This window comes from Caballeronia hypogeia (assembly GCF_001544875.2).
GTDB lineage: Bacteria > Pseudomonadota > Gammaproteobacteria > Burkholderiales > Burkholderiaceae > Caballeronia > Caballeronia hypogeia.
The window spans coordinates 178,074-202,880 of sequence record NZ_FCOA02000012.1 but is presented as its reverse complement, the minus strand read 5'-3'; the positions used below and the strand labels follow the sequence as shown (position 1 = coordinate 202,880).

The following is a 24,807-nucleotide window of genomic DNA, read 5'->3' as shown; positions in this document are numbered from 1 at the left end:
GCAGGGCGCCTACTTCTTCACCACCACAGGCTTGGACGACCCGGACGCGGAAACTGGCGTCGCGACGGCGGAATTGGCTGCGCCCGGCGGTGCGGCGGAAGCCGTTTTGGGCGCCGCACCGATGGTCAGCCCCTCCGCTTCGAGGCGCTGGACGGTCTTGCCGCCCATGCCTTTCACGCGCGTGCCGAGATCGCCGGCGTCCTTGAAGGGGCCGTGCGCCTGACGTTCATCGAGAATGGCTTTCGCCTTGGCCGGACCAATGCCCTTGATGCCGCGCAGGGCATCCGCGTTGGCAGTATTGACGTCGACGGCCGCGAACGCGGAGCCGATGGAAAAGATCAGCGCGAGTGCGGCGATCGACGAGCGTGCTTGCTTGAACATGACTGAGTCTCCATGAAGAACGGCCGGCGGCTGCCGACCGTGAGACCCAGTGTAGGGAGACTACAGACGCGTTTATAGCTGGCCGAACAGCCAACGCACATAGCGATCGACGCCTTCCTGAACCGTCAGGAACGGCGCCTCGTAACCCGCTGCGCGAAGCTTGGACTGGTCCGCCTGCGTGAAGCACTGGTACTTGCCGCGCAGCGCATCCGGAAACGGAACATATTCGATGAGCCCGCGCTGCACCAGTTCCGCGAGCGACAGCGAAGCCTCGCCATTGAGCGCGCGCAACGAATTCACCACCGTCGACGCAATGTCGTTGAACGGCTGCGCCCGCCCGGTGCCCAGATTGAAGATGCCCGACTTCTCCGGATGATCGAAGAAGAACAGGTTGACCTTCACCACGTCCTCCACCGAGATGAAGTCGCGCGTCTGCTCGCCCGCCGCATAGCCGTTGTATTCGCCGAACAGCTTGACCTTGCCTTCCGAGCGGAACTGGTTGAAGTTGTGGAACGCGACCGACGCCATGCGCCCCTTGTGCGTTTCGCGCGGGCCGTACACGTTGAAGTAGCGGAATCCGACGATCTGGCTTTTCGCGTTCGGCAGCACCTGGCGCACGATCTGATCGAAGAGGAACTTCGAATAGCCATACACGTTGAGCGGCTTCTCGACCTCGCGCTCCTCCACGAAACGGCTCGAACCGCCATAAGTCGCCGCCGACGACGCATACAGGAACTGCGCGCCCTGCGCGAGACAGATGTCCATCACGTCGCGCGAATAGCGGAAGTTGTTGTCCATCATGTAGCGGCCGTCGGTTTCCATCGTGTCCGAACAGGCGCCTTCGTGGAACACCGCGCGCACCTTGCCGAAATCGCCGCGCCGGAAGCGCTCGACGAACTCGGTTTTATCGAGATAATCGTCGATCTCGCAATCGACGAGATTCTTGAACTTGTCCGCGCGCGTGAGATTGTCCACCGCGATCACGCGATTCTCGCCGCGCTCGTTGAGCGCCTTGACGATATTGCTGCCGATGAACCCGGCCGCACCGGTAACGATGATAGTCATGGTGAATTCAGGCGAAGAGTTCGTTGTAGTCGACGGTTGCCGTGCCGAGCTTGCCGACCACGATACCCGCCGCGCGGTTCGCATAGACGATCGAGTCGACGAGCGGCACTCCCGCGCCCAGCATGGTCGCGACGGTGGCGATGACGGTGTCGCCCGCGCCCGAGACATCATACACTTCGCGTGCTTCCGCCGAAGTGTGCAGCACCTGGCCTTCGGTGAAGAGCGTCATGCCCTCTTCCGAACGCGTGAGCAGCAACGCCGAGAAATCGAGTTCCGCGCGCAGTTTCGTCACGCGTTCGTGCAGGTCGTCCTCGGATTTCCACTGGCCGACCACTTCACGCAGCTCGGCGCGATTCGGCGTGATGAGCGTCGCGCCGCGATAACGGTCCCAGTCATCGCCTTTCGGATCGACGAGCACCGGCTTTCCGGCGCGCTTCGCGTCCGCGATCATCTGCGTGACGTGCGTGAGGCCGCCCTTCGCGTAGTCGGACATCAGGATCACGTCATGCTGCGGCAGGATTTCCGCGAAGCGCGCGAGGCACGCGCGCAGCACTTCGTGATTCGGCGTGTTCTCGAAATCGACGCGCAGTAGTTGCTGCTGGCGCGACAGCACGCGCAGCTTGATGGTCGTGAGCAGTTCGGGATCGCGTTCGAGATGCGCCGCGACGCGGCTCTCGCCGAGCAGTTCGACGATACGCTCGCCCGGTTCGTCGTGTCCCACCACGCACAGGAGGCCAGCCTGCGCGCCGAGCGCCGCCGCATTGCGCGCGACGTTGGCAGCGCCGCCCAGCCGATCTTCCTTCTTCTGCACGTGCACGACCGGCACGGGCGCCTCGGGCGAAATGCGGTTCACGTCGCCGAACCAGTAGCGGTCGAGCATCACGTCGCCGACGACGAGCACGCGCGCCGCCGCGACGCGCGCGCGCGGCACGACGGGAATGTCTGCCTTAGTTGCCGGCGTTGGCTTGGCCGTTGCGGTCGAGTTCGACATGGGGACGTCCTATTGCGTAGTAGTCGATGCCCAGTTCGGCCATCGCTTCCGGTTCATACAAATTGCGGCCGTCGAAAATCACCGGCAGCTTCAATGCGCTCTTCAAGTGCGCGAAATCCGGGCTCTTGAATTCCTTCCATTCGGTCACGATGACGAGCGCGTCCGCGCCCGCCAGCGCGTCCTGCTGCGTCCTCACGAAGTGCACGCGCTTCATGTCCTCCGGGCGGTCCACGAGATCGAGCGCGAACACCCGCTCAGCCTCGTCGCGCGCAACGGGATCATAGGCGCGCACGGTCGCGCCGCGCGCAAGCAGCGCCTCGACGATGCGGCGGCTCGACGCCTCGCGCATGTCGTCGGTATTGGGCTTGAACGCGAGACCCCAGACGGCGAAGGTGCGTCCGCGCAAATCCTCGCCCATGCGCTTCGTGATCTTGTTGACGAGCACTTCCTTCTGGTCGGAATTGACCGCTTCGACCGCTTCGAGAATGCGCAGTGTGTGGCCGTTCTCGCGCGCCGTCTGAGCCAGGGCCTGCACGTCCTTCGGGAAACACGAGCCGCCGTAGCCGCAGCCCGCATACAGAAAGTGATAGCCGATGCGCGGGTCCGAACCGATCCCACGCCGCACGGCTTCGATATCGGCGCCGACGGTATCGGCCAGATTCGACAGATCGTTCATGAACGAGATGCGCGTGGCGAGCATCGCGTTGGCGGCGTATTTGGTGAACTCCGCCGAGCGTACATCCATGTACAGCGTGCGCTCGTGATTGCGGTTGAACGGCGCGTACAGGCGCTTCATCTTCTCGCGCGCGACGTCGCCCGCGCGGTCGCCGTCGATACCGATCACGATGCGGTCCGGCCGCATGAAATCATCGACGGCCGCACCTTCCTTGAGGAACTCAGGATTCGACACGACCGAGAAGCCGTGCTTGTCCGATGCATCGAGACCGCGCGCCTTCAGCTCTTCCTCGACCACGCGCCGCACTTGCAGCGCCGTGCCGACCGGCACCGTCGATTTATCGACGATCACCTTGAAGCCGTTCGAATATTTGCCGATGTTGCGCGCCGCCGCGAGCACGTATTGCAGATCGGCCGAACCATCTTCGTCGGGCGGCGTACCCACCGCGATGAACTGGATGTCGCCGTGCTCGACACTCGCTTTCACGTCGGTCGAAAACTGGATGCGGCCCGCCGCGCGGGTGCGCCTGAGCATTTCCTGCAGGCCCGGCTCGTGGATCGGCACGCCGCCGTTGTTGAGGATTTCGATCTTTCGCGGATCGACATCCACGCAAAACACGTCATTGCCGATTTCGGCAAGACACGCGCCGGTCACAAGACCGACGTAACCCGTGCCGACGATGGTTACTTTCATACGCTTTCCGGTGGTTCGTGAAATGCCGGTGGCGGAAGCGGCGCGCTCACGCGCCGCCCGGTTTGCTGACTGCTTCGTTGCCAGTCCTGCGCGGGCTCAGGCCGAGCTCGTGATCGGCTCGACGCGGCGCGGCGCATACGTCTCCCAGCCGCTGCAGCCGGGACATTGCCAATAGAAAAGTCGCGCGCGGAATCCACAAGTTTGACACGTATAGCGGGGCAGATTCTTGGTGCGCTGTTTCACCAGATTACGCATCAGTTCGAGCTCGCCACGGCGCGGCTCCTCGGCGGTCGCTTCCTGCGCTTCCAGGAGGCGCGTCATGCCGGCGAGATTCGGCGCGCTCTGCATCTGTTTTCGCGCGAGCGCGTGCGCTGGCTCCAGTCCGCGCAATTCCTGCACGTGCTTGTAAGCCACATCGAGCAGATCGTTCGACGGATATCGCGTCGCGTAGTCGATCAGCAGATCGACGCCCTCTTCCTTGCGTCCGAGCGCGGCGTACGCCTTCATCAGCTTCTCGGCGACGAGCGGCAGATACGCTTCATTCTGCTCTTCGACGCGCTTCCAGTTCGCGATCGCCACGTCGACATTGCCCGCGGCGGCTTCGACATCGCCCGCGAGAATGGTGGCGCGCACGTTGTCCGGATTCGACGCCAGCGCGAGCTTCAGCTCAGCGCGCGCGCCATCAGCGTTCTTGCGCTGCAGGGCTTCCTGCGCGAGTTCGCAATGAAAATGCGCGATCTCCATGTGCAGCGACGGCGCGCCCATTTTCTCGATCTGCTCGGCGGTCGCAATCGACTTCGGCCAGTCCTTTTCGATCTCGTAGATGGTGAGCAGCGCGCGTTGGGCCCCGAGCGAATATTCGCCCACGTCGAGCGAGCGGAAGGTTTCCTCCGCGCGATCCAGCAGGCCCGCTTTCAGAAAGTCCTGTCCAAGCTCGTAAAGCGCGTGATCGCGTTCGGCCACGGGCAAATCGGCGCGGCTCAGAAGGTTCTGATGCACGCGGATCGCGCGATCGGTCTCGCCGCGGCGGCGGAACAGATTGCCGAGCGCGAAGTGCAGTTCGATGGTTTCGGGATCGAGCTTGGCGACTTCGATGAACGCATCGATGGCTTTGTCGTGTTGCTCGTTCAGCAGAAAATTGAGGCCGCGAAAATACGAGCGCGGCAGATTCGCATTCTCGGACAGCAGCGTTTTCAGGTCATAGCGGGACGCCATCCACCCCAGCGCGAACGCGACGGGAATGACGAGCAGCCACCAGAAGTCTAGATCCATGCGATTAGTCGAAGATTGTTAGATGCCTGCTGGCGCGTATCGTCAGATGAGCGGCGGCATCGGCGGCTCTTCCTTCACGACCGGAGTTTCCCGCGCGACGCGCAACTCGCGCTTCAGGCGCCCGTTCTCCATGCGCAGGCGCACCCGGCCCGGCACGGCCGACACCAGTCCCGCCAGCAACCCGACGACGAAAAACGCGAGGCCGATGAGGATCAGCGGCGCCGTCCAGGCGTAACCGGCGAGGAAGTTCAGCGTCGCCGGCTGTGTATTGGCAAGCGCCAGCACCAGCAGCAGCACGAAGACCAGAACGCGGATCAGCCAGACGATGAATTTCATGTAGGGGTCTCGATGGAGCGGTTGCACCCGAGGGCCCGTCCGTTCCGGCCGGGCCTGAGCGGTTGAACACCCAAGTCAAAGTGATCGGTATTGTAATTGATGCGTCCAGGTGCAGGCACACGCCGGTTCGTCGCACGATTTTCAGCAAACTACGCACCCGTTGCGTACCAAACAATCGCGCATAAAAAAAGCACCCCGAAGGGTGCCTTTTTTCTGGTCGATTGCCTCGTGGCGGAAGCCGTGCTCCGGCACATCAGGCGATGCGCGTCGATCAGAGATCGTCCGCATCGTCGTCATTCGACTGCTTCAGCGGCTCGCCCGCGCGACCATCGACGCGCTCGCGCAATTCCTTGCCCGGCTTGAAGTGCGGCACGAATTTCTCCGGCACCAGCACCTTTTCACCCGACTTGGGATTGCGCCCCACGCGCGAAGGACGACGGTTGAGCCCGAAGCTGCCGAAGCCGCGAATTTCGATGCGGTGACCGTTGGCCAAGGCCTCCGACATCGCATCGAGCATCGTCTTCACCGCGAAATCCGCATCCTTGAGGACAAGTTGCGGAAATCGCGACGCCAACTGGGCGACCAATTCGCTTTTGGTCATTCTGCAGCAGTGCCTTTAGGGCTTAGCTGTTCTGGCCGTCGAGCTTGGCCTTGAGCAGCGCGCCGAGGTTGGTCGTGCCGGTCGCGGCGGCGTTCGAGTCGCCCTGCAGGCTGCGCATGGCTTCCTGCTGTTCGGCCGAATCCTTCGCCTTGATCGACAGGTTGATGCCACGCGACTTGCGATCGATGTTGATGATCATCGCGTTGACCTTGTCGCCTTCCTTCAGCACGTTGCGAGCATCTTCCACGCGGTCTTGTGCGATTTCCGAAGCACGCAGGTAGCCTTCGACTTCGCCGGACAGCGTGACGACCGCACCCTTCGGATCGACCGACTTCACGACGCCGTCAACAATGGCGCCCTTGTCGTTGATCGCGACGAAGTTGCTGAACGGATCGCCTTCGAGCTGCTTGATGCCCAGCGAAATGCGTTCCTTCTCGACGTCGATGCCCAGAACCACGGCTTCGACTTCGTCGCCCTTCTTGTACTTGCGGACGGCTTCTTCGCCGGTTTCCGACCACGACAGATCCGACAGGTGAACCAGACCGTCGATGCCGCCAGGCAGACCGATGAACACGCCGAAGTCGGTGATCGACTTGATGGCGCCGCTGATCTTGTCGCCCTTCTTGAAGTTGCGGCTGAAGTCATCCCACGGATTCGGCTTGCACTGCTTCATGCCGAGGGAGATGCGGCGGCGGTCTTCGTCGATTTCGAGAACCATGACTTCGACTTCGTCGCCCAGCTGAACAACCTTCGACGGCGCAACGTTCTTGTTGGTCCAGTCCATTTCCGACACGTGAACCAGGCCTTCGATGCCCGATTCCACTTCGACGAATGCGCCGTAGTCGGTGATGTTCGTGACCTTGCCGAACAGGCGCGTGCCCGACGGGTAACGGCGCGAGATGCCTTCCCACGGATCGTCGCCCAGTTGCTTGATGCCGAGCGAAACGCGGTTCTTCTCTTGGTCGAACTTGAGGATCTTGGCCGTGACTTCCTGGCCGACCGACAGCACTTCCGACGGGTGACGCACACGGCGCCATGCGATGTCGGTGATGTGCAGCAGGCCGTCGATGCCGCCGAGGTCCACGAACGCGCCGTAGTCGGTGATGTTCTTGACCACGCCTTCGACGATCGCGCCTTCCTTCAGCGTCTCGAGCAGCTTCGCGCGCTCTTCGCCTTGCGTCGCTTCGATCACCGCGCGGCGCGACAGCACCACGTTGTTACGCTTGCGGTCGAGCTTGATGACGCGGAATTCGAGCGTCTTGCCTTCGTACGGCGTCGTGTCCTTGACCGGACGCGTGTCGACGAGCGAACCCGGCAGGAACGCGCGGATGCCGTTGACCATCACGGTCATGCCGCCCTTGACCTTGCCCGTGATCGTGCCGGTCACGAGTTCGTTGTTGTCCAGCGCCTTTTCCAGCGACAGCCACGAAGCCAGACGCTTCGCCTTGTCGCGCGACAAGATGGTGTCGCCATAGCCGTTTTCCAGCGCGTCGATCGCGACGGAAACGAAGTCGCCCGCCTGCACTTCCACTTCACCCGCGTCGTTCAGGAATTCTTCGAGCGGAATATAGGCTTCGGACTTGAGACCAGCGTTGACGACCACGAAGTTGTGGTCGACGCGCACGACTTCGGCGGAGATCACTTCGCCGGCGCGCATGTCCTGCTTGGTCAGCGACTCTTCGAACAGGGCCGCAAAGGATTCGGTATTCGGGGTGGAGGTTTGCAGGTCGGACATAAAAATCTGTATTTGCACAGTCTTGCGCAGTGGTCCGGTATTGGACCTGTGATGCGCGAAACCGCACGGGGTTAAGAGGTTTAACACACGCCCCGCTTTTGGCGGAGCACCTTGCTTCTACTGCCTCAACGCGTTACACGCGAACTTCGCTGTACCAGCCGATGATCTGTTCGACCGCTTGATCGATCGACAAACCGGAGGTGTCCAGCGTCTTCGCATCCGCCGCGGGCTTGAGCGGCGCGGCCGCGCGGTTCATGTCCCGGGCGTCGCGCTCGCGCAAATCTCGCAGCAAGTCATCCATATTAGCAGAAAAACCTTTTTGCATCAATTGCTTATACCGTCTGGCCGCGCGCGCCTCGACGCTCGCGGTCAAAAATACCTTCAGCGTGGCGTCCGGGAAGATGACAGTGCCCATGTCGCGGCCGTCAGCCACGAGGCCGGGGCGCTTGCGAAAGGCCCGCTGGCGGGCGACGAGCGCCTGGCGCACGTCCGCGTGAACGGCGATGGCGGAGGCGCGGTTGCCGATTTCCTCGCGGCGGATGTCAGCGGAAACTTCGACGCCGTCGAGCTGCGCGCAACCTTCGCGGAAGGTGATATGAAGCGCTTCGACCAGCTTTGCAAGGCCCGCCGCGTCGTCCTTCGCCACTTCGTAGCGGATGCTGGCGAGCGCGGCGAGCCGGTAGAGCGCGCCGCTGTCGAGCAGGTGAAAGCCGAGCGTCGCCGCGACGACGGCCGCGACCGTGCCCTTGCCCGACGCCGTCGGCCCGTCGATGGTGATCACTGGAGTGGGGTCGAAAGGACGGGTCGGTTTCATCGAATCTGGCCGTTCTGGCCCGTTATTGCTGTCATTGATGTCGAAAAAATCGCGTTTCACGGGAACACCTCTCCGATTACGCTTTGACGAGCGTCGCGAAACGGTCGAAATAATCGGGGAACGTCTTGTTGACACATTTCGGGTCGTTGATGCGCACCGGCACGCCCCCGAGACTGGCGAGCGAGAAGCACATCGCCATGCGGTGATCGTCGTAGGTGTCGATCGCGGCGTTCGGCGTCAATTGCGCAGGCGGCGTGACGACAAGGTAATCCGCTCCCTCTTCCACCGTCGCGCCTACCTTGCGCAGCTCGGTCGCCATTGCGGCGATGCGGTCGGTTTCCTTCACGCGCCAGCTCGCGATGTTGCGCAACGTCGTCGTGCCGCTCGCGAACAGCGCCGCGACGGCAATGGTCATCGCGGCGTCCGGAATCAGGTTGAAATCCATGTCGATGGGGGCGAGTTTTCCGTCGTCCGACTCCACGCCGCGCACTTCGATCCAGTCCTCGCCCATCATCACGTTCGCGCCCATGCGATTCAACGCATCCGCGAACCCGACGTCGCCCTGGATGCTCGCTCGCCCGACGCCCTCGACGCGCACCGGCCCGTGGCCGATCGCGCCCGCCGCGAGAAAATACGACGCCGACGACGCGTCGCCTTCGACCATGATCGCGCCCGGCGACTTGTAGCTCGCGCCCGCTGCGACCGTGAAGCGCGCCCAGCCCTCGCGCTCGACCTTGACGCCGAAACGCTCCATCAGCTTGACCGTGATTTCGATGTACGGCTTCGAGATCAGTTCGCCCTCGACCTCGACCGTAACCGGACCGTTGCGGCCTTCGATCACCGGCAGGCTCATCAGGAGCGCGGTGAGGAACTGGCTCGACACGTCGCCGCGCACGCGAATGGGTTTGTCGATCGCGATTTTCGCGGGATGAATCTTCAGCGGCGGAAAGCCGTCGTTCAGATCGTAGTCGATAGAAGCGCCGATCTGACGCAGTCCGTCCACGAGATCGCCGATCGGCCGCTCGTGCATGCGCGGCACGCCGTGCACGCGATATTCGCCGCCGTTCACCGCGAGCGCCGCGGTCAGCGGACGCACCGCCGTGCCCGCGTTGCCGAGAAACAGCTCCGCCGACTTCGACGCAAACGCGCCCCCCGTGCCGCCGACGATCACGCGCTCGCCGTCCTCGCGCACCGCGACGCCGAGCGTCTTCAGCGCGGCGATCATGACGCGCGTGTCGTCCGAATCGAGCAGATTGGTGATCGACGTTTCGCCGCTCGACAAGGCCGCGAGCAGCAGCACGCGATTCGAGATGCTCTTCGAGCCGGGCAGGCGCACCGTGCCTGACGCGCGGGAGAAAGGTCCGAGATCGAGATGTTCCATAGTGTTTCCTTGTTTCGCGACTTACTTTGCGACGGCGTCGCCGGAGGGCTTGATGCCGCCACGTTCCTGCCATTCCTTGCGCGCCACGCGCGAGCGCGCGAACGCGGCTTCGAGCGCGGCGCCGTCCGAGGCGTCGATCGCGGCGCGAAAACGCGCCAGCACCGCTGTGTAATCGTCCAGTTCGGCCAAAAGCGCGGCGCGATTCGCGAGACAGATATCGCGCCACATTTCCGGGCTCGACGCCGCGATGCGCGTGAAATCGCGAAAACCGCCCGCGGCGAACGAGAATTTGAGCTCGGCGTCGGGCGTGGCGAGAATCTGATCGACCAGCGCGAACGACAGCACGTGCGGCAAATGACTCACCGACGCGAACACGCGATCATGCTGCGTCTCGCTCATTTCACGCACGCACGCGCCGGTCGCGCGCCACATCGACGCGATGCGCTCCACATTGTCCGGCGCATTTTCGGGCATCGGACACAGCACGACGTTGCGATCGACATAAAGCTCCGGCAACGCCGCATCGACGCCGCTCGACTCGCGACCGGCGATCGGATGCCCCGGCACGAACTGCTCGATGCGTGCGCCGAGCGCTTGTCGCGCCGACTCCACGACGTCGCTTTTGGTGCTGCCCGCGTCGGTGACGATCGTGCGCGCGTCCAGAAACGGCGCGATGCGCGCGAGCAGCGGCCCGGTCTGCGCGACGGGGGCGGCGATCAACACGATGTCGGCGCATTGCAGCGCTTGCGCGAGCGCGATGTCGTCGCCGAGCGCGGCGGCTTCGTCGATCACGCCGAGTTCGAGCGCCCGCTCGACCGACCGGACCGACCGGCCCACGCCGACGACGCGCCCCGCCAGCCCCGCGCGCTCACGCAACGCGCGCGCGAGCGATCCGCCGATCAGGCCGACACCAAAAATAACCAATTTGTTGAAAGAGAACGCGGCCACGGGGACATCGATAAAAGCGCGTCGTCCGACGCAGGGAGAAACGGGCCGCCACGAACGCTCGCGACGGCTACGAGCAATCAGCGAGCGCGCGGATACGAGCCGAGAATCTTCAGGAACGCGGCCTTGCGTCCGAGTTCGTCCAGCGCCGCGGCCACGGCGGCATTGTCGCGATGGCCTTCGATGTCGATATAGAAGTAATACTCCCACGTGCCCGAGCGTGCCGGACGCGACTCGAAGCGCGTCATGGAGACGCGGTGCTTCGCAAGCGGCTCCAGCAGCTTGAACACTGCACCCGACTCGTTCTTGACCGTGACGATCAGCGAAGTCTGGTCGTGACCGCTCGAATCGGTCGGCTGCTTGCCGACGATCACGAAGCGCGTGCGATTGTGCGGATCGTCCTGAATCATCGAGAACACGACGCCCAGGCCGTAGTGCGTCGCGGCGCGGTCGCCGGCGATCGCCGCCACGGTGGAATCCTCAACAGCCATGCGCGCGGCCTCCGCATTGCTCGACACCGCATGGCGCTCCAGATGCGGCGCGTTCGCGGAGAGCCAGCGCTGACACTGCGCGAGCGCCTGCGGATGGGCGCACACGCGCTTGACGCCGTCGAGCGTGCCGGAAGCGGTCAGCAGATTGTGATGGATCGGCAAGGCGAGTTCGCCGCCGATCAGCAGCGATGTCTGCAGCAGCAGATCGAGCGTGCGCGACACCGCGCCTTCCGCCGAATTCTCGACGGGCACGACGCCATATTGCGCGGCGCCCGCTTCGACCGAGCGGAACACTTCGTCTATGGACGGGCAAGGCACGCCGTGAATGGAATGGCCGAAGTACTCGAACATCGCCTGTTCGCTGTACGTTCCGACCGGACCCAGGAACGCCGCGCTGATGGTCTGCTCGAGCGCCCGGCTCGCGGCCATGATCTCGCGCCAGATCGACGCGATGTGTTCGTCCGCCAGCGGGCCCGCGCTCATTTCCTGCAGACGCGCGATGACCTGCATTTCGCGCTCCGGACGAAACACCGGCGCGTTGAAATGCTTCTTCACCTCGCCCACTTCGAGCGCTACGGAAGCGCGCTGGTTCAGGAGCGCGATGAGCTGGGCGTCGAGCGCGTCGATGCGCTCACGCAGCGGTTTGAGTTGTGAATTGAGATCGTCGTCCATGCGGTACTTGAATGCGATGCTTGGGTGATTAAGCGCTCGTGCGCTCGAATTCCTTCATGTATTCGACGAGGGCCTTTACGCCCTCGACCGGCACCGCGTTGTAGATCGATGCCCGCATGCCGCCGACGGACTTGTGGCCCTTCAGTTGCAACAACCCGCGCGCCTTCGCGCCGGCCAGGAAATCCAGATTACGCGATTCGTCGGCAAGGAAGAACGGCACGTTCATGCGCGAACGGTTCGCGCGCTCGACCTTGTTGACGTAGAAATCGCTGGAATCGATGGTGTCGTAAAGCAGCTTCGCCTTTTCGACGTTGCGCGCTTCGATCGCCGTGAGGCCGCCCTGCTTCTTCAGCCACTTGAAGACGAGGCCCGCGATATAGATCGCGTAGGTGGGCGGCGTGTTGTACATCGAATTGTTTTCCGCGACGGTCTTCCACTCGAACGCCGACGGGCAAATGGCCAGCGCCCGGTCGAGCAGATCCTCGCGCACGATCACGACGGTCACGCCCGCCATGCCGATGTTCTTCTGCGCGCCGCCGAAGAGCACGCCGTACTTGGCGATGTCCATCGGGCGCGACAGGATATGCGACGAGGCGTCGGCGACCAGCGGAACGTCGCCGAGATCGGGAATCTCGAAGGCCTCGACGCCGTCGATGGTTTCGTTCGAGCACAGATGCACGTACGCCGGATCGTCCGAGAGCTGCCATTCGCTGAAGGCCGGGACGCGCGTGAAGCCTTGCTCGGTCTTGCCGTTGGCGGCGAGGTGCGGCGTGCCGTACTTTTGCGCTTCCTTGAACGATTTCGTCGACCAGGAACCGGTCACGACGAAGTCGGCCGTCTGCTTCTTGCCGAGCAGGTTCATCGGCACGATCGCGTTTTCGCCAATGCCGCCGCCCTGCAGAAACAAAATGCGATGCGACGCGGGCACGTTCAGCAGTTCGCGCAGGTCGGTGAGCGCCGCCTCGTGGATCGACATGAACTCCGCGCCGCGGTGGCTCATTTCCATCACGCTCATGCCGCTGCCTTGCCAGTCGAGCATTTCATCGGCTGCTTGCCTCAGGACTTCTTCTGGCATGGCGGCTGGGCCGGCGGAGAAATTGAACACGCGCATCTGGAGATCCCGGAATTCCGATTCGGACAGGCGCGAAATGAACGGCGAAGTACGAAGCCCGCGTTTTCACGCCCGAAAAAGAAATGGCTGCTTGCGCGTTCGCGCAAACAGCCATTATCGCACTGTCCTGAAAACCCGCCAATGCACGGGGCGGCACGCCCCGTCAGCGAGTTCCAGTCAGGATGTCGCCGCCGGGCTTACTTCGCGGCGGGCTTGACGCTCGCCACTTCCTGGTCGGCTTGCGCGCGCGTCGCCTTGATGGCTTGCGGCATGTACTTCTGCATCAGACCGTTCACGACGTCGCGGCCAACCTGATCCTGGACCTGGATGAACTTGCGGCCGGTCGTGCTCTTGTAGAAGTTGGTCAGATCCTTGATCTCGTCGGTGCTGTAGTACTTCGCGTACGCGTCGTACTGAGCCTGCATCGCGTCCTTGCGGAATGCGTCGGTCGCGAAGACCTGACCAGCGGAGTCGACCAGCTTCGGCACCGCGTTCTTCTGCAGCGACGGCACAGCAGCCTGCTTCTGCTTGTCGTTCATCGTCTTGTTTTCCGACAGCGCATCCGACAGGATCGCCGGCACGAGCTGCTTCGATTGCATCTGCGCGCTGTTACCGATCGCACCGACCAGCTTCTGCGCGTCGATCGCGTCGAGCAGATCCTTGATCGCGGCTTGCTTGGCCGGATCAACCGGGGCTGCTGCCGGAGCCGGAGCTGCCGACTGCGCGGGCGCCTGATTCTGAAGCGACTGAGCCATCGCAATAGTCGGCACGAAAGCGGCCAGCAACATCCACTGCTTGAAACGTCCTTGCATCATTACTCCCTGTAAAAAATATCCAGTTCCACACTGGCGACGAGCCTTTGCTTGTCGGATCGATGACGGACTCGCCGAACGCGAGGCACGAACGATAGCAACGAGCTCAAGTCGCGCAGCTTAACCAATCCAGGCTTTCAAAAGCGATAACGAGAAACCTGTGGCACAAAAAATATCAGGCGCCCGCTCAGCCTTCACCGTTTTCCGCATCACCGGGCTTGGCCGTGTCGTCCGCACCGTTGTCGCCTTCGAGCTCGGCTTCGGCTTCGGCTTCGGCGATATGTTGCAGTCCGGACAACTTGGTTCCTTCGTCAAGGCTGATGAGTGTAACACCTTGAGTTGCACGGCCCATTTCACGGATCTCGGAAACGCGGGTGCGTATGAGCACGCCCGAATTCGTGATCAGCATGATTTCGCTCTCCGGCTCGACTAGCGTCGCCGCGACCACGCGACCGTTGCGCTCCGAAGTCTGGATCGCGATCATGCCCTTCGTACCACGGCCGTGACGCGTGTACTCGTTGATCGGCGTGCGCTTGCCGAAACCGTTTTCGGTTGCGGTCAGCACCGACTGATTCTCGCCGCCCGCGACCAGCATGGCGATGACCTGCTGGCCATCTTCCAGCTGCATGCCGCGCACGCCGCGTGCCTCGCGGCCCATCGCACGGACGTCGTTTTCGTCGAAACGCACGGCCTTGCCCGCGTCGGAGAACAGCATGACGTCGTGTTCGCCGTCGGTGATCGCCGCGCCGACGAGATAATCACCCTCGTCCAGTCCGACCGCGATGATGCCTTTCTTCATCGGACGGCTGAATGCTTCGAGCGGCGTCTTCTTCACGGTGCCGAGCGAGGTGGCCATGAACACGTACTTGTCCGCCGAGAATTCCTTGACCGGCAGCACGACGTTGATCTTTTCGCCGTCCTGCAGCGGGAACATGTTGACGATCGGCCGGCCGCGCGAGTTGCGCGAACCCTGCGGCACTTCATAAACCTTGACCCAGTACACGCGGCCGCGGTTCGAGAAGCACAGCATGTGATCGTGCGTGTTCGCGATGAACAGCGTGTCGATCCAGTCGTCTTCTTTCATCTGCGTGGCCTGCTTGCCGCGTCCGCCGCGCTTCTGCGCGCGGTATTCGGACAACGGCTGCGACTTCACGTAACCGGTATGCGACATGGTGACGACCATGTCCGTCGGCGTGATCAGGTCTTCGGTGTTGAGCTCCGTCGCGTTCATTTCGATACGCGAACGGCGGTCGTCGCCGAACTCGGCGCGAATCTGGCCGAGTTCCTCGACGATCATCTGGCGGATACGTTCCGGCCGCGCGAGGATGTCGAGCAGGTCGGCGATCTGCGCCATCACTTCGCGATACTCGCTCGTGATCTTGTCCTGCTCGAGTCCCGTCAGGCGCTGCAGACGCATCTGCAGAATTTCCTGCGCCTGAACGTCCGACAATTTGTAGAGGCCGTCCGCCTGCAGACCGTACGCCGGATTCAGCCCTTCCGGCCGATATGCCGCGCGCCCCCCCGATTCCTCGGTCTCGGTGCGCGTGAGCATTTCGCGCACGAGCGACGAGTCCCACGGACGCGCCATCAGTTCCGACTTGGCAATCGGCGGCGTGGGCGCGGCCTTGATGATCGCGATGAATTCGTCGATGTTCGCAAGCGCGACGGCGAGGCCTTCGAGCACGTGGCCGCGATCGCGCGCCTTGCGCAGTTCGTATACAGTGCGCCGCGTCAGCACTTCCCGTCGATGCGACAGGAAGCACTCGATCATTTCCTTCAGATTCAGCAGTTTGGGCTGGCCGTCGACGAGCGCGACCAGATTCATGCCGAACGTGTCCTGCAACTGTGTCTGCTTGTACAGGTTGTTCAGAATGACTTCCGGCACTTCCCCGCGCTTCAGCTCGATCACGACGCGCATGCCGGACTTGTCGGATTCGTCGCGGATATCGGAGATGCCTTCCAGCTTTTTCTCGTTGACGAGTTCGGCGATGCGCTCGAGCAGCGTGCGCTTGTTCACCTGATAAGGAATCTCGTCGACGATGATCGCCATGCGCTGGCCGCGGTCGATTTCCTCGAAGTGCGTGGCCGCCCGCATGACGACGCGCCCGCGTCCGGTGCGGTAACCGTCACGCACGCCCGCAACGCCGTAGATGATGCCGGCGGTCGGAAAATCGGGGGCCGGAACGATTTCGATGAGTTCGTCGACCGTGGCTTCGGGCGTGTTCAGCAGATGCAGACAGGCGTCGACGATTTCGCGCAGATTGTGCGGCGGAATGTTGGTCGCCATGCCGACCGCAATGCCGGCCGAGCCATTGATCAGCAGATTCGGGATGCGCGCCGGAAGAACGAGCGGCTCGTTCTCGCTGCCGTCGTAGTTCGGTCCGAAGTCGACGGTTTCCTTGTCGATGTCGGCCAGCAATTCGTGGCCGATCTTCGCCATGCGGATTTCGGTGTAGCGCATGGCCGCGGCGTTGTCGCCGTCGACGGAACCGAAGTTGCCCTGACCGTCCACCAGCATGTAGCGCAGCGAGAACGGCTGCGCCATGCGAACGATCGTCTCGTAGACGGAGGCGTCGCCGTGAGGATGGTACTTACCGATGACGTCGCCGACGATACGCGCCGACTTCTTGTATGCACGGTTCCAGTCGTTGTTCAGCTCGTGCATCGAGTACAGCGCCCGGCGATGCACCGGCTTCAGGCCATCGCGGACATCGGGAAGCGCGCGCCCCACGATCACGCTCATCGCGTAATCGAGATACGAACGGCGCATTTCCTCCTCAAGGGAGATTGGCAGAGTCTCTTTGGCGAATTGATCCATTATCCGTGTCTTGAACTGAGCAGCAGCGACACGGCTGCGCGCGCGGCGATTAGCGAGACCCGCTCCCGCGCGACGTGCGCCGGCATGGCGCGTAGCCGACGTACGCTGCGCGCTGCGTGTGCAGCGCATGCATTTTTACGCTCTGCGAACGCAGGGCATCGAAAGATTCTACCATGCGCGTCATGTACGCCCGGACGAGTGCGTATACATACAGTTGTGTCGTGAATCAGGCCTCTTTCGCACCGGTATCCGGACAGCCAATCCGCAATGCGCAACGCTGTTCCAATTACTTACAAAAAGCGGGGAACGCATTCCGTCAATTCGTCACGTGCGCGGGCTATCATGCCGCCTCGCCGTTTTGCCTTACGTGAAAGTACCCACGACGAAAATACGCAGGAAATGGCGCTCGGGCACGCAATATGCGCAGGTTTCGCGCCTTCTTCGACCTCGAATGCCTCCTGTCCCTTTCTTGTTGCGCATGCACCACATAAGGTTGCGGGCGTACAGGGTGCGGGGATATTTTTATCGTTGCAAGGGAACGATATGGCAAAATGCCAACGCACAAACTTAGACACTGCTCGAAGTCTATACAGCGCGTTTTGTTCCGTAGGGAATGTTATACTTCGAGCAATGTATGACTTGTCTTCGTCTACAGGCTCGCAGTAAACCTGCGGTAATCTCAATTTCGAGAGGAGAAATATGAATAAACTTTCAAAGCTCGCGTTCATTGCAGCTACCGCAGTTATGGCTGCATCGGCCTCGGCTCAGTCCGTGCCGGCCTCGCGACAAGCTGTGAATGACAACTGGGTGAACGGTACGGGCGAGTACGTGTGGATGAACGGCACGAACGAACTGTGCTGGCGCGACGCGTTCTGGACCCCGGCTACGGCAAACGCAAAGTGCGATGGCGCGCTGGTCGCGCAAGCACCGACGCCGCCGGCACCGGTCGCTCCGCCGCCGCCCGCTATCACGAGCCAGAAGGTCACCTATCAGGCTGACGCACTGTTCGACTTCGACAAGGCTGTCCTGAAGCCGGCTGGCAAGCAGCAACTGGACGATCTGGCATCGAAGATCGGCGCGCTGAACCTCGAAGTCGTGGTTGCAACGGGTTACACCGACCGCATCGGTTCGGACAAGTACAACGATCGTCTGTCGCTGCGCCGTGCGCAAGCTGTGAAGGCTTACCTGGTCAGCAAGGGCATCGAAGCCAACCGTATCTACACGGAAGGCAAGGGCAAGCGCGACCCGGTCACGAAGGGTTCGTGCAACCAGAAGAATCGCAAGCAACTCATCGCCTGCCTCGCACCGGATCGTCGCGTGGAAGTCGAAGTTGTCGGCACGACGCGTCAGCCGCAGCAGTAATCGCGAACTGGATTGCCGCAGATCAAACCCCCGCTTCGGCGGGGGTTTTTTTATGCCCGAAGCGTACGAGCACCCGCCCATCCCGCGCACCGGGCGGGCTTGATGCGTCCGGCTTTTTGCCGGCCCCATGCGTCGCCTATATACTCGGTCCTAATCGATTCACGACTCAAACAAGGCACTTCAGAACATGACCAACGTCGATCCCCACGAACTGCAGAAATTCAGCGAGCTGGCGCATCGCTGGTGGGACCCGAACGCCGAGTTCAAGCCGCTGCACGAGCTGAACCCGGTGCGGCTCGACTGGATCGATGCACACGCCCATCTTGGAGCCAAACGGGTGCTCGACATTGGCTGTGGCGGCGGCATCCTGTCCGAGTCGATGGCGACGCGTGGCGCGAACGTCAAAGGTATCGACCTGTCGTCGAGCGCGCTCGGCGTCGCCGATCTGCATAGCCTCGAAAGCGGCGTCGAGGTCGCGTACGAGGAGATTTCGGCGGAAGCCCTCGCCGCGCGTGAGCCCGGTACCTACGATGTCGTCACCTGCATGGAGATGCTCGAGCACGTGCCGAATCCCGCCGGAACGGTGGCCGCATGCGCGGCGCTCGTGAAACCGGGCGGCTGGGTTTTCTTCTCCACGCTGAACCGCAACGCGAAGGCTTATCTGTTCGCTGTCATCGGCGCGGAATACATCGCGCGCATGCTGCCGCGGGGCACCCACGACTACGCACGCTTCATCAAGCCGTCGGAACTCGCCACGTTCGCGCGCGCGGCGTCGCTCTTGCCCGTGGACATCAAGGGCATCACCTATCGGCCGATCTCCAAACACTTTGGCCTGTCGAACGACACGAGCATCAACTACATGATGGCTTGCCGCCGTGAAGCCTGACGCCATGAACCAGGACGATTCCCTTTCCACGGGCAATATCGATACCAAGCCGCTGCCCGACGACCCCACGCCCCTGCCCCAGCGCGTTGCCGAAGGCGATGGCCTCGGGCTCTGCCAGGCCGTGTTGTTCGACCTCGACGGCACCATCGCCGACACCGCGCCCGATCTCGTCGCGGCGGTGAACAAGATGCGCCACGATCGCGGTCTCGAAATGCGTCCACTCGAGACGCTGCGGCCTTTCGCGTCGGCAGGCGCGCGCGGTCTGCTCGGCGGCGCATTCGAGATCGGGCCGGAGCACCATGAGTTTGCCGCGATGCGCGACGAATTCCTCGCCAATTACGAAGCCGATCTGTGTATCGAGACGACGCTGTTTCCGGGCATCGCCGAGATACTCGATCAACTCGATGCGCGCGGCGTGCGCTGGGGTATCGTCACCAACAAGGTGACCCGGTACGCCGCGCCGCTCGTTGGCCTGCTGGGTCTGGACACGCGCGCGGGTTGCCTCGTGTGCGGCGACACCACGCCGCATTCGAAGCCGCATCCCGCGCCGCTCCTGCACGCGGCGGAATTGCTGGATGTCGCGCCGGAGCGCATTGTCTATGTCGGCGACGACCTGCGCGACGTGCAAGCCGGATTCGCGGCGGGCATGATCACCGTGGCGGCCGCCTATGGATATTGCGGGGACAACATTCCGCCGCGCCGCTGGCACGCCAGTCACGTGGTCGATACGCCGGAAGAACTCCAGCACTTGCTGCGCGATATTGCGTGACGCGCGGGACTCGGAAGACGAATGCGCCGGCTTGAAAAGCACACCATTCGCCTCACATGAGTTTTCGTGGGATAATTTGGGTTCCGCTTGGGGGCGACCTGGTTTCGACAGGGGTTGTGAAGCGGTCAGGGCATACCGAGGACCCGTCACCTCGTTAATCAATGGGAAAAACGTAACTGCAAACGACGATACGTTCGCACTGGCAGCCTAAGGGCTAGCCGTCCTCTCACTAATTCGCTGACGGGTTAGGGTAGCAATACCACGAGAGGTCATATACGTCAGATAAGCTTTGGCGGCGTCACGACGCCCGAGTCGAAAATTTAGTGAATCGCCGTAACGCAGCGTGTTCGTCCGCGTCGTTGCGGTTAAATCAAAAGACAGAACTAAGTATGTAGAACTGGTCGTAGAGCGCTTCTGGACGCGGGTTCGATTCCCGCCGCCTCCACCAAAACACCCCCGCATCAACCCGCGATTGCACATGCATCGCGGGTTTTTGTTTTTTGTGGCCCATCGGCTCAAAAAAAAGCCCCGCACGGAGCGGGGCGAACATCCTTGAGAGACATAGTGAGGACAGAGACAACCTGCACTACGCCGTAAAGCATAGGCGGGGGAAGGAATCGTTCGTATCAGAGCGATCCTAATGCTGCTTTCGGTCAATGGTTAGCCGCCGGGCAGGTGTCACGCGCTTGGAAATCTGCCGCGAGCCAGCTATCCAGCCAATCCTTACGAATCACGACAATTGCATGCGCGACCCGCCGCGGATGCGGTGTTCTTCCCAGTACGTTGTCCTCGTCTCGTGCGAGACCTTTTCCGACTGCGACGAAGCGAGCCGCATCGCACATCCTTCATACCTTCGCTTCACCGACCACCCTCCGGACGGCGGCGCAATCTTCCGCTTTCTCCTGCACACTGGCCCGCGTCGCAAACGCTCGCGGGGAGATTATGCGCAAAGGCATAGCCGCGATTCCGACGTGGGCGGAGCGGCTTTTGCGCGCGCCCTCCTCTTCGTGCGTCCCCTGTCCGGGTCGACGCCGACCCGCCGCCAGATTGCCGCGCCAGCACGCTCGTCACCGTCGTCGGGCATCTCGATGACGCCCTCCTCTTCGCGAATCCCGGCATTAGAGAAAAGCAAGATACTGCCGTCGCCATACCAAACGCCTGCCATCACGTAGTGATTTTCGGTCGCGGTTCGATGACGAGTCGGGAGAAGTGGACGGCAGGCGAGCGCCGCCGTGCGCCGCCGCAAAGGAAAACCGATGGGGTCGAGAAACGATGTATTCGCGACGCGCGAGGGCACGCGCCGCGCTTCAGGTCAAAAGCCAGCGGCGCTCAGTTGGTGCCGTCCTTCGGACACTTGAGGTTGCAGCCATTGGGGTCGCCATTGTCGCCACGGCGGCGCATGGCCGATTTGCCGTTCTGAAATTTTTCCGACGGCGCGGACGCGGCGAACTGCAACTGCGGATGTTCGTTGAGACGAAACTGGTCTGGCAGCACGCCGCCCGGCACGCCCGGCGAATTCTGGGCGAAGGCGGCAGGAACCAGGTAAATGGCGCCGGCGACAAGGGCGGCTGAAGTGCAAGCGAGCAACGAAAATTTCATGGCGGTATTTCGGGCGTAGAGCAGAAAAGTCGACAACAAGCCGTAAGGTTAACCCAATTTGCAGCCGATGACAGTTTCGCGCGCGCCCCACTCTCTTACCGCGCGTTTCGAGGCTTCGTTATGCGCTCACTTCACCGCGCAGACCTTCGTCGACATCGACGAGCGAGCCGCATTGCGCGGGATCGTATCCTTCGAGTTGCGCGACGCTGTCGGCGAAGCCGTCGCTGCGCAGGATGCGCAACACGGAGGCGAGCCGCGCCTCGTCGAGACGAGCGCGTTCGCACGCGAAAAAATAATCCTCGTCGATGATCGGAATGAAGTCGAGCGCGAAATGCTGCGCGGCCGGCTGCACGCCGAAGCCCAGATCGGCCATGCCGCTCGCGACGAACGCCGCGATCGCCGAGTGCGTGAGTTCGGTGGTGGCGTAGCCGTTGATCTGATCCGGATCGACGCCCACGCGCCTGAGCGACAGATCGAGCAGCATGCGCGTGCCCGAGCCCGGCTGGCGGTTCACGAAGCGCACGTCGCCGCGCGCGAGATCGCGCAAGCCCGCGATGCCCTTCGGATTGCCCTTCGGCAGAAACAGTCCCTGCGTGCGCCGCGTGAGCCGGATCAGCTGATGCTTGTTGCGGTCCAGATACGGCCGATAGATTTCGGCGCAGGTCGCGCGGAATTCGCCGATCGGCAAATGGAAGCCCGCCAGTTCGCACTCGCCGCGCGCGAGTGCGCTGACCGCTTCCGCGCTCTCGCGATATTTGATGTCCACAGGCACGCGCTGATCGCCGAGCGCGCGCACGAGCGTCGCGACCGCATAACCATGCGACGCGTGAATCCGCACCTGGCTGACGCCGCCCGAGAGCCGCCGGTTCAGCTCGCCGGCGACTTCGTTCGCCACGGCCTGCAATGGCGCCTCCAGCCGGTCGCCGCAGACGCGTTGCGCACGCAGCACCGACTCGCCCAGCTCCGAAAGCACCGAACCGCGTCCGCGCGACTTCGTGATCAGCGCGCCGCCGAGACGCACCTCGATTTCGCGCAACAAACCCCATGCATGCCGATAGGACAAACCCTTAGCGCTCGCGGCATTCGCGATGCTTCCCGTCTGAGCGACGAGCTGCAAAAGCGGCACAACCGCGCTGAGACTGGTTTCCCGGCCATCGGCGTCGCGCAGGACCAGTTCGGCCCGGCATTCAACGTCCACCATATGCACTCCCCCTTCCTATTGCCAAGATATATCACGACGCCTATTGTTCTTTTACAGGCTCGGCACCCCAGATTATATCGATTCAAATATGCGCTAACAAAACATATGCCGAGCGTTGGAGGAGCCCCATGACACATCCGCAGCTATCCGCCGCTGCATCCGCTGAGCTGGTGCGTCGCCACGCCGTACAGGGCGCGACGCTCATGTCCATTCTTCACGCCATCCAGGACGAAATCGGCTACGTGCCGGAGTCTACCGTCGCGCCGCTCGCGCAGGCGCTATCGCTCTCGCGAGCAGAGGTGCATGGCGTCATCACCTACTATCACCACTTCCGTTCCGCGCCGCCCGCGCATGTCACCGTGCAGCTCTGCCGCGCGGAAGCATGCCGCAGCATGGGCACAGAAGCGCTGAAGGAACACATCGAAGGGCATACGGGTTGCCGCTTCGACAGCGGTCACGCCGAAGACACCGAGCTCGAATCGGTGTATTGCCTCGGCCAGTGCGCGCTGTCGCCGTCGATGATGATCAACGGTGAACTGCACGCGCGCGTGACGCCCGCGAAGTTCGATCGTCTTTATGCCGCCGCGCAGGCCAAGGTCGGCGACAAGACGGAGGTGACGGCATGACGCGCATCTACGTACCCATCGATTCCGCGGCGCTCGCGTTGGGCGCCGAAGCCGTGGCCAAAGCCGTCGCGAGCGAAGCGCAGAAGCGCGGGCTCGACGTGCAGCTCGTGCGCAACGGCTCACGCGGGCTGTTCTATCTCGAACCGCTCGTGGAAGTGGAAACGGAGCAAGGTCGCATCGGCTACGCGAACGTCGAAGCGGAAGACGTCGCCGCGCTGTTCGATGCGGGCTTTCACGAAGGCAAGGCGCACGAGAAGAACGTGGGCGTCGTCGACGAGATTCCTTATCTGAAGAGCCAGCAGCGCCTGACGTTCGCGCGCATCGGCTTGACGGACCCGCTGTCGACGGACGACTACGTCGCACTCGGCGGGCTGCAAGGCTTGCGCAACGTGCTCGACATGAACGGCGACGCCGTGATCGAGTCGCTGCTCGAATCCGGCCTGCGCGGCCGCGGCGGTGCGGCGTTCCCGGCGGCGATCAAGTGGAAGACCGTGCGCGCGGCATACGCGGACCAGAAGTACATCGTCTGCAATGCCGACGAAGGCGATTCCGGCACCTTCTCCGACCGCCTCGTCATGGAAAGCGATCCGTACATGCTGATCGAAGGCATGATCATCGCGGGTGTGTCGACGGGCGCGACGAAGGGCTACATCTACGTGCGCAGCGAATATCCGCATTCGATCGCGACGTTGAATCGCGCCATCGAAAAGGCGCGCGACGCGGGCTGGCTCGGCGCGAGCGTGCTCGGCACCTCGCACGCATTCGAACTGTATGTCGCGAAGGGCGCGGGCTCGTATGTGTGCGGCGAGGAAACGGCGCTGCTCGAATCGCTCGAAGGCAAGCGTGGCATCGTGCGCGCGAAGCCGCCGGTGCCGGCGCTGGTCGGCCTGTACGGCAAGCCCACGGTGATCAACAACGTCATCACGCTCGCGACCGTGCCGATCATCTTCGCGAAGGGCGCGGCGTTCTATCGCGACTACGGCATGGGCCGCTCGCGCGGCACGCTGCCCTTCCAGATCGCAGGCAACGTGAAGCAAGGCGGACTGGTCGAACTGGCGTTCGGCGTGACGCTGCGCGAACTCCTCTACACCTACGGCGACGGCACGGCGAGCGGCCGTCCGGCGCGCGCGGTGCAGGTGGGCGGCCCGCTCGGCACTTATCTGCCCGAGAGCCAGTGGGACATTCCGATCGACTACGAGGAATACGCGAAGGTCGGCGCGGTGGTCGGCCACGGCGGTCTCGTCGTGCATGACGACACTTCGAACCTGGCCGAGCTCGCGCAATACGCGATGCACTTCTGCGCGATCGAATCGTGCGGGAAATGCACGCCGTGCCGCATTGGCTCGACACGCGGCGAGGAAGTCATCGCGAAGATCCGCGAGGGCGACACGTCGGTGAAGCAGATCACGCTGTTGCGCGAACTGTGCGACACGATGGTGTCAGGCTCGCTCTGCGCGATGGGCGGCATGACGCCGTTCCCGGTCGTGTCCGCGCTCGATCACTTCCCCGAAGATTTCGGCTTGCCGCGCACGCCGGCGCAGAAAGCGGCGTAAAGAACAGGAGACAACAC

Annotated in this window: 22 protein-coding genes and 1 other RNA gene; 6 read left to right on the top strand and 17 right to left on the bottom strand. The window is 62.7% G+C overall.

The window, feature by feature from the left end; genetic code table 11:
* Positions 1–9: 9 nt before the first annotated feature.
* The 15 genes from AWB79_RS19490 to gyrA form a co-directional block, all read right to left on the bottom strand.
* Complete coding sequence (locus AWB79_RS19490) at positions 10–381, bottom strand: ComEA family DNA-binding protein (RefSeq protein ID WP_061169062.1); 372 nt, start codon at positions 379–381, stop codon at positions 10–12.
* A 72-nt stretch (positions 382–453) separates the two neighbouring features.
* Entirely contained in the window at positions 454–1,446 is a 993-nt protein-coding gene (gene rfaD, locus AWB79_RS19485; protein ID WP_061169061.1) for an ADP-glyceromanno-heptose 6-epimerase, read from the bottom strand.
* A gap of 7 nt (positions 1,447–1,453) precedes the next feature.
* Positions 1,454–2,437: a D-glycero-beta-D-manno-heptose-7-phosphate kinase gene (rfaE1, locus tag AWB79_RS19480; protein ID WP_061169060.1), complete on the bottom strand. Its 984-nt coding sequence runs from the start codon at positions 2,435–2,437 to the stop codon at positions 1,454–1,456.
* A complete protein-coding gene (locus AWB79_RS19475; RefSeq protein WP_061169059.1) occupies positions 2,394–3,806 on the bottom strand; it encodes a UDP-glucose dehydrogenase family protein in 1,413 nt (470 codons plus the stop codon). Before AWB79_RS19475 ends, rfaE1 begins: the two co-directional genes overlap by 44 nt.
* 96 nt (positions 3,807–3,902) lie before the next feature.
* Complete coding sequence (gene lapB / locus AWB79_RS19470) at positions 3,903–5,078, bottom strand: lipopolysaccharide assembly protein LapB (protein WP_061169058.1); 1,176 nt, start codon at positions 5,076–5,078, stop codon at positions 3,903–3,905.
* Positions 5,079–5,120: 42 nt separating this feature from the next.
* Positions 5,121–5,414, bottom strand: coding sequence for a LapA family protein (locus tag AWB79_RS19465; protein ID WP_061169057.1), 294 nt, complete (start codon positions 5,412–5,414; stop codon positions 5,121–5,123).
* 271 nt (positions 5,415–5,685) lie between these two features.
* Positions 5,686–6,015, bottom strand: coding sequence for an integration host factor subunit beta (locus tag AWB79_RS19460; protein ID WP_061122718.1), 330 nt, complete (start codon positions 6,013–6,015; stop codon positions 5,686–5,688).
* A 22-nt stretch (positions 6,016–6,037) separates the two neighbouring features.
* Complete coding sequence (gene rpsA, locus AWB79_RS19455) at positions 6,038–7,768, bottom strand: 30S ribosomal protein S1 (RefSeq protein WP_181291061.1); 1,731 nt, start codon at positions 7,766–7,768, stop codon at positions 6,038–6,040.
* Positions 7,769–7,883: 115 nt separating this feature from the next.
* On the bottom strand, positions 7,884–8,564 hold the full coding sequence (gene cmk / locus AWB79_RS19450) for a (d)CMP kinase (protein WP_061169055.1): 681 nt from the start codon (positions 8,562–8,564) through the stop codon (positions 7,884–7,886).
* Positions 8,565–8,640: 76 nt separating this feature from the next.
* Positions 8,641–9,945 carry a 3-phosphoshikimate 1-carboxyvinyltransferase gene (aroA, locus tag AWB79_RS19445; protein ID WP_061169054.1) on the bottom strand — a complete coding sequence of 435 codons (1,305 nt, stop codon included), beginning with the start codon at positions 9,943–9,945 and terminating at the stop codon, positions 8,641–8,643.
* 21 nt (positions 9,946–9,966) lie between these two features.
* Positions 9,967–10,893: a prephenate dehydrogenase gene (locus AWB79_RS19440; RefSeq protein ID WP_198399055.1), complete on the bottom strand. Its 927-nt coding sequence runs from the start codon at positions 10,891–10,893 to the stop codon at positions 9,967–9,969.
* Positions 10,894–10,970: 77 nt separating this feature from the next.
* Complete coding sequence (pheA, locus tag AWB79_RS19435; protein ID WP_061169053.1) at positions 10,971–12,053, bottom strand: prephenate dehydratase; 1,083 nt, start codon at positions 12,051–12,053, stop codon at positions 10,971–10,973.
* A gap of 28 nt (positions 12,054–12,081) precedes the next feature.
* Positions 12,082–13,164, bottom strand: coding sequence for a 3-phosphoserine/phosphohydroxythreonine transaminase (serC, locus tag AWB79_RS19430; protein ID WP_061169052.1), 1,083 nt, complete (start codon positions 13,162–13,164; stop codon positions 12,082–12,084).
* A gap of 197 nt (positions 13,165–13,361) precedes the next feature.
* Positions 13,362–13,976 (bottom strand): DUF2059 domain-containing protein, encoded by a 615-nt coding sequence (locus AWB79_RS19425; protein ID WP_061169092.1) that lies wholly within the window; start codon positions 13,974–13,976, stop codon positions 13,362–13,364.
* Between the two features lie 187 nt (positions 13,977–14,163).
* Positions 14,164–16,794: a DNA gyrase subunit A gene (gene gyrA, locus AWB79_RS19420; protein WP_061169051.1), complete on the bottom strand. Its 2,631-nt coding sequence runs from the start codon at positions 16,792–16,794 to the stop codon at positions 14,164–14,166.
* A 699-nt stretch (positions 16,795–17,493) separates the two neighbouring features.
* Here gyrA and ompA point away from each other — a divergent pair.
* From ompA to ssrA, 4 genes are all read left to right on the top strand, one after another.
* Positions 17,494–18,156, top strand: coding sequence for an outer membrane protein OmpA (gene ompA / locus AWB79_RS19415; protein ID WP_061169050.1), 663 nt, complete (start codon positions 17,494–17,496; stop codon positions 18,154–18,156).
* A gap of 187 nt (positions 18,157–18,343) precedes the next feature.
* The gene (ubiG, locus tag AWB79_RS19410) at positions 18,344–19,042 is read left to right on the top strand and encodes a bifunctional 2-polyprenyl-6-hydroxyphenol methylase/3-demethylubiquinol 3-O-methyltransferase UbiG (protein ID WP_061169049.1); all 699 of its coding nucleotides are present in this window, start codon (positions 18,344–18,346) and stop codon (positions 19,040–19,042) included.
* 4 nt (positions 19,043–19,046) lie between these two features.
* Complete coding sequence (gene gph / locus AWB79_RS19405; RefSeq protein WP_061169091.1) at positions 19,047–19,811, top strand: phosphoglycolate phosphatase; 765 nt, start codon at positions 19,047–19,049, stop codon at positions 19,809–19,811.
* A gap of 89 nt (positions 19,812–19,900) precedes the next feature.
* Positions 19,901–20,259: a transfer-messenger RNA gene (gene ssrA, locus AWB79_RS19400) on the top strand.
* 881 nt (positions 20,260–21,140) lie between these two features.
* On the opposite strand, the gene AWB79_RS19390 is transcribed toward ssrA, so the two are convergent.
* Positions 21,141–21,410, bottom strand: coding sequence for a hypothetical protein (locus AWB79_RS19390; protein WP_061169047.1), 270 nt, complete (start codon positions 21,408–21,410; stop codon positions 21,141–21,143).
* Between the two features lie 118 nt (positions 21,411–21,528).
* Positions 21,529–22,611: a substrate-binding domain-containing protein gene (locus tag AWB79_RS19385; protein WP_061169046.1), complete on the bottom strand. Its 1,083-nt coding sequence runs from the start codon at positions 22,609–22,611 to the stop codon at positions 21,529–21,531.
* Between the two features lie 128 nt (positions 22,612–22,739).
* Here AWB79_RS19385 and AWB79_RS19380 point away from each other — a divergent pair, with 128 nt between their 5' ends.
* Positions 22,740–23,237, top strand: a complete 498-nt coding sequence (locus AWB79_RS19380) for an NAD(P)H-dependent oxidoreductase subunit E (RefSeq protein ID WP_061169045.1) — start codon at positions 22,740–22,742, stop codon at positions 23,235–23,237.
* Positions 23,234–24,790 (top strand): formate dehydrogenase beta subunit, encoded by a 1,557-nt coding sequence (locus AWB79_RS19375; RefSeq protein ID WP_061169044.1) that lies wholly within the window; start codon positions 23,234–23,236, stop codon positions 24,788–24,790. The genes AWB79_RS19380 and AWB79_RS19375 overlap by 4 nt, the downstream gene beginning before the upstream one ends.
* Positions 24,791–24,807: the final 17 nt, after the last annotated feature.

What these genes read in the sequence shown, in the direction of transcription:
- ompA (WP_061169050.1), top strand. Translation starts at nt 17,494, where the DNA reads ATGAATAAACTTTCAAAGCTCGCGTTCATTGCAGCTACCGCAGTTATG.
- aroA (WP_061169054.1), bottom strand. Translation starts at nt 9,945, where the DNA reads ATGGAACATCTCGATCTCGGACCTTTCTCCCGCGCGTCAGGCACGGTG.
- AWB79_RS19380 (WP_061169045.1), top strand. Translation starts at nt 22,740, where the DNA reads ATGACACATCCGCAGCTATCCGCCGCTGCATCCGCTGAGCTGGTGCGT.
- serC (WP_061169052.1), bottom strand. Translation starts at nt 13,164, where the DNA reads ATGCGCGTGTTCAATTTCTCCGCCGGCCCAGCCGCCATGCCAGAAGAA.
- AWB79_RS19490 (WP_061169062.1), bottom strand. Translation starts at nt 381, where the DNA reads ATGTTCAAGCAAGCACGCTCGTCGATCGCCGCACTCGCGCTGATCTTT.
- lapB (WP_061169058.1), bottom strand. Translation starts at nt 5,078, where the DNA reads ATGGATCTAGACTTCTGGTGGCTGCTCGTCATTCCCGTCGCGTTCGCG.
- AWB79_RS19375 (WP_061169044.1), top strand. Translation starts at nt 23,234, where the DNA reads ATGACGCGCATCTACGTACCCATCGATTCCGCGGCGCTCGCGTTGGGC.
- rfaD (WP_061169061.1), bottom strand. Translation starts at nt 1,446, where the DNA reads ATGACTATCATCGTTACCGGTGCGGCCGGGTTCATCGGCAGCAATATC.
- pheA (WP_061169053.1), bottom strand. Translation starts at nt 12,053, where the DNA reads ATGGACGACGATCTCAATTCACAACTCAAACCGCTGCGTGAGCGCATC.
- AWB79_RS19425 (WP_061169092.1), bottom strand. Translation starts at nt 13,976, where the DNA reads ATGCAAGGACGTTTCAAGCAGTGGATGTTGCTGGCCGCTTTCGTGCCG.
- AWB79_RS19390 (WP_061169047.1), bottom strand. Translation starts at nt 21,410, where the DNA reads ATGAAATTTTCGTTGCTCGCTTGCACTTCAGCCGCCCTTGTCGCCGGC.
- AWB79_RS19385 (WP_061169046.1), bottom strand. Translation starts at nt 22,611, where the DNA reads ATGGTGGACGTTGAATGCCGGGCCGAACTGGTCCTGCGCGACGCCGAT.
- ubiG (WP_061169049.1), top strand. Translation starts at nt 18,344, where the DNA reads ATGACCAACGTCGATCCCCACGAACTGCAGAAATTCAGCGAGCTGGCG.
- rfaE1 (WP_061169060.1), bottom strand. Translation starts at nt 2,437, where the DNA reads ATGTCGAACTCGACCGCAACGGCCAAGCCAACGCCGGCAACTAAGGCA.
- cmk (WP_061169055.1), bottom strand. Translation starts at nt 8,564, where the DNA reads ATGAAACCGACCCGTCCTTTCGACCCCACTCCAGTGATCACCATCGAC.
- AWB79_RS19460 (WP_061122718.1), bottom strand. Translation starts at nt 6,015, where the DNA reads ATGACCAAAAGCGAATTGGTCGCCCAGTTGGCGTCGCGATTTCCGCAA.
- gph (WP_061169091.1), top strand. Translation starts at nt 19,047, where the DNA reads ATGAACCAGGACGATTCCCTTTCCACGGGCAATATCGATACCAAGCCG.
- gyrA (WP_061169051.1), bottom strand. Translation starts at nt 16,794, where the DNA reads ATGGATCAATTCGCCAAAGAGACTCTGCCAATCTCCCTTGAGGAGGAA.
- AWB79_RS19465 (WP_061169057.1), bottom strand. Translation starts at nt 5,414, where the DNA reads ATGAAATTCATCGTCTGGCTGATCCGCGTTCTGGTCTTCGTGCTGCTG.
- AWB79_RS19475 (WP_061169059.1), bottom strand. Translation starts at nt 3,806, where the DNA reads ATGAAAGTAACCATCGTCGGCACGGGTTACGTCGGTCTTGTGACCGGC.